This is a genomic window from bacterium (assembly GCA_016873475.1).
Classification (GTDB): domain Bacteria; phylum Krumholzibacteriota; class Krumholzibacteriia; order JACNKJ01; family JACNKJ01; genus VGXI01.
Window position 1 is genome coordinate 1 of sequence record VGXI01000251.1, and the last position, 4,114, is coordinate 4,114.

Below are 4,114 nucleotides of genomic sequence, written 5' to 3' on the forward strand. Positions count from 1 at the left end.
GGGGAGGGCGGCAACGACTACTACCTGGTCAACAACGGCCAGGGCGAGAGCATCACGAACTCGGTGGGGCTCTTCATCGACGCGCAGGGCAGCGACTTCTACGCCACCTTCGCGGGGGGGCAGGGGCGCGGCCTGCGCGCGCGGGACTTCGCGGCGCCGGGCCTCTTCCTCGACCTCGAGGGTGCGGACAACTACGGGCCCGGCTCGCCGGGCGCGGACGGCCGCGCCTGGGTGCAGGACGCCTTCGGCGTCGGCCTCGACCTCGACCGGGAGCTGACCCTGCCCGAGGAGGCGCCGCCCGCGGCCGTGCCCACGCGCGAGGACTCGCTGCGCAGCCTCGAGTCCCTCTTCGCCGACGCCTCGCTGTGGGAGGTGCTCCCCACCCGCGAGCGGGTCCGCAAGGCGCGCGCCGTGCTCATCGCCCGCGGCGACGAGGCCATTGACTACATCGTCGCCAAGCAGATGCCGCACAAGGATGCGTCCGCCCGCGACTGCATCGCCGAGATCGCCCGCGCGCACCCGGAGCGCTTCGCCGCGCAGGTCGCGGCGCGCTTGCCGGGTGCCGACGCCACGCTGCGCGAGTCGATCGCGCTGATCCTCGGCCGCGCGGCCTGCCGGCCGGGCGCGCCGACACTCGCCGCCATGCTCGCGGATTCGGCGAACGCGAAGTTCCGCGCCGTGATCCTGACGGCGCTGGGCGAGGTGGGCGAGTCGACGCTCGCGCCCGCGATCCGTCCCTTCCTCGCCGATCCCGAGGAGCGTCCGCGGATTCGCGCCGTGGCCGCGCTCGCCGCCCTGCGCGACGAGAGCGCGCTGCCCGCCATCGCCGAGCGCCTGGACGACCCCGCGCTCACGGTGCGCAACGCGGCCGCGCTCGCCCTCGAGCGCTTCGGCGCACCGGCCGTGGCGCCCCTCGCCGCGCGTCTCGCGGGCGAGGCGGCAACCGCGCATCCCGCGCTCGCCTTGCGCACGCTGGGGCGCCTCGCGCTCGGTCTCGAGACCGGCGAGGAACCCGCGGCGCGAAGCGCCGGCGAGGCGGCGCGCAAGGCCCTGCGGGCCGCGCTTGCGGCGCCCGCGTCCGGCGTGCCGGCGCTCGCTGCTGCGGCAGAAGGCTTGCTGGGGCTGGAGGAGCCGGCGCTCGCGCGCGAGGTGGCCGCCCGGCTGAGCGAGGAGCGAGATCCGCTGCTCGCGCGCTGCCGCGAGCGGGCGCTGGCGGCAGCGCGGCCCTAGCGGAGAAGGACGAGGCGCTGCGTCTCTCTGCGGCCGCCCGTGCTGAGCCGCGCGAAGTAGAGGCCCGCGGCGGCGGGGTGGCCGGCCGCGTCGCGGCCGTCCCAGACGGCGCTGCCGGCGCCCGCGGGTTGCGGCCCCGCGAAGAGCGCGCGCACGCGCCGACCGGCAACGTCGAAGATCGCCAGCTCCGCCCAGCCGGCGCGCGGCAGGCTGTAGGCGATCGCGGTTCGGGAGCCGAAGGGGTTCGGGTGGCCGGGTGCGAGCTGAAGCGGGGCCTCGAGGCCCGCAGCGGCGGTGGCCGGCGCATTCGGGCCGCCGGGCGAAGGCCAGCACTCCCGCCAGACCGCGCCGGCGTTGCCGGTCGTCACCCGACCCCAGGAGATATCGATGCTCTGGGCCGGGTAGCTGATGCTGTCCAGCAGCGCGTTGCCGGTGTCCAGGCGGCCGAAGAGCGCGAGCGTTCCCCCCTCCGGCGCGAGCGTGAAGTTCGCGTGCAGGGGCCCCTCGTCGGGCTCGCCATCGCACCAGACGACGAGGTACTCGCCCGGGGCCAGCGTGCGCTCGGGTAGGGGCCAGCGCGTGGGCTTGGCGAGGTCCTCCGTCAGGTAGAGCCCGCCGATCGCCATCGGCAGTGTGCCGCGATTGTGCAGCTCGAGCCAGGCGTCGTAGTCGCCGGCCTCGTCCGGGCCGGTCCGGCGGTTCAGGGCCAGCAGCTCGCTCAGGCGCGGTTCGCCGCGCGCAGCCGCCGTGGCGAGCACGAGGCCGTCCTTGTGGCGGACGTGGATGCGCTGGCCGTAGAGCCAGGCCGAGTAGTCCTCCCACTGGCCGTCGGCGTCGAGCAGTTCCCAGCTCGGGTTGTAGGGCAGCGTGCGCACCTGGCCCGAGTCGTTGGTGAGGACGAGCCCGCGCTCGTAGTCGCGCGCGAGCAGACCGCCGCGGCCCTGCACCACCGAGAGCGAGTCGAGCACCAGCGCGCTGCTCCCCTCGCTGCGCAGGTAGACCCGGTAGCCGCTGCAAGCGGCGAGCTGGAGGCTGGCGCGGAAGCTGCCCCCGCCACCGGGGGCGATGGGCACGCTGATCGACTCGGCCGTGCTGCAGCCGCTGCGCTGGGCCTTCAGGACCAGCTTGCTGCCGCGCGGCGCGCAGGCGAGCGTGCGAAAGCGGAAGCTGACCGTGTACCACTGCCCACCCAGGTAGCCGCCGGGGACGAGGAGCTCGCAGAGCGCGGGCCAGCTGTCCTCGCCCGTCGCCAGGGCGACCAGCGAGCGCTGGCCGGCGATTACGAGGGCGGGGTCCTCGGTGATCGTGTGCGTCGACATGCCGGGCACGGGAATGACTCGCGGGTCCAGGCCCCCCTCGAAGTCGGCGACGTAGAGGGGCGTCTCGCCGATCGCGTAGCGCGGGCCGAGCGGGAGCCCGAGGTCATAATCGTAGAGCTCGAACCAGTCGACCTGGTGGTGGTCGTGCGAGCCATAGTCGTAGTTGAAGTAGCAGTCCGCAAGCAGGCTGCCCGTGAAACGATAGCGGAACTCGCGCAGACTCGTCGAGTCCTCGGGGACGCCGTTGACGGCGACGACGGCCGGCTGGCTGCCGGCGCTCGCCCACATGTCGAGCGCGCCCAGGGTGCCGAACAGGCCGCCTTCCCAGGTGGCCGGGAAGCACTCGTAGAGATTGCCGTTGAGCGTCGGCTGCAGGGTGATGCAGTTGTTGGCCATCGCGAGCGCGCCGGCCGGCAGCGCGGCGGCCGTCGCATCGGCGAAGTAGTCCACGGCATCGGCGAGCCAGACGGCGAGGCTGTCCGGCTCGTCGCAGGCCTGGTTGCCGTCGTAGTCGAAGCAGCCGGGAAAGAGCGGGTCCCACCAGAGATAGCCGCCCGCGCTCATCTCGTCGAGGAAGATGCCGTCGATGCTGCCGTCCTGCACATAGGGGCCGAGCCGCTCCTCGATGAAGCGCACGAAGTAGTCGCGGTAGCGCTCGCCGTTCACCCGCGGGCACTGCGTGGTGACGTTGACGTGCACGGTGTCCGGCCAGTAGCTGATCGAGTCGCCGTCACTGGTGCGCGCGATCCAGAGGCTGTCGATGCCGGTCTGGAAGTCGTGGTGCAGATTGCCGGGCTGCCCCGCGGGCGCCGCGCTGATGCACATCGGGTCGATGTAGGCGAGGATGCGGATCGCGGGATTGAGATCGCGCAGGCGCAGCAGGCTCTCCTGCGCCGTGTCGACGTGCCGGTAGGCCAGCACGACGAGGTCCCAGCGCGCCAGTGCCTCCTCGTTGCCGACGAAGTCGTCGCGCAGGTAGTAGTTGAGCAGGCGGGGCGCGCGGGAGTGAGGCGGCTCGGCCGGCGCCGGCGGCGCGGCCAACAGCAGTCCCGCCGATGTCAGGACTGCAATCCATGCCGTCAAGTAGCGCGAACGGTTGACGCTTGCTCTGGTCATCCAGGCTCCAGTGGGGCGGCGGCCGTCAGCCGCCGCGGAGCGCCGGATTATGCCATTTCTGGCAGGTTTGTCAAACAGCAGGCCGGGTGAAGCGGGGCGAGGCCGCCGAGCAGGGACCAGCGTCGCGGGGTCGGTGCCCTGGCCAGGGGGTGCTCCTGCGCTGAGCCGGTGTCACGCGGACAGCGCCGACGCGGCGGGGGGCGCCCGCCGCGGGCTCATTCGTAGCGGAGAGACTCGATCGGGTCGAGGCGACTGGCCTTGACGGCGGGGTAGAGCCCAAAGCCGATCCCCGTGCCCGCCGAGACGACGAGTGCGCCGATCACGTAGAGCACGGGCACGCTGGCGGGCAGACGCATCGTCAGGTGCAGGAGCCAGCCGATGAGGAGTCCGCAGACGACGCCGATTGCGCCGCCCATGCCCGTGAGCGCGGCCGCCTCGACGAGGAAACA

The 4,114-nt window shown here is 73.2% G+C and carries 3 protein-coding genes; 1 reads left to right on the forward strand and 2 read right to left on the reverse strand.

The genetic code is table 11. The features are described from left to right. Positions 1–1,230: hypothetical protein (locus FJ251_14140; GenBank protein ID MBM4118844.1), on the forward strand; the 1,230-nt coding region annotated here is incomplete at its 5' end. Here the strand turns inward: FJ251_14140 and FJ251_14145 are convergent. After that, the gene (locus FJ251_14145) at positions 1,227–3,665 is read right to left on the reverse strand and encodes a T9SS type A sorting domain-containing protein (protein MBM4118845.1); all 2,439 of its coding nucleotides are present in this window, start codon (positions 3,663–3,665) and stop codon (positions 1,227–1,229) included. The two genes, FJ251_14140 and FJ251_14145, sit on opposite strands and share 4 nt — an antisense overlap. A 215-nt stretch (positions 3,666–3,880) precedes the next feature. Then, the coding region (locus tag FJ251_14150; protein ID MBM4118846.1) for an ABC transporter permease at positions 3,881–4,114 on the reverse strand (234 nt) is incomplete at its 5' end.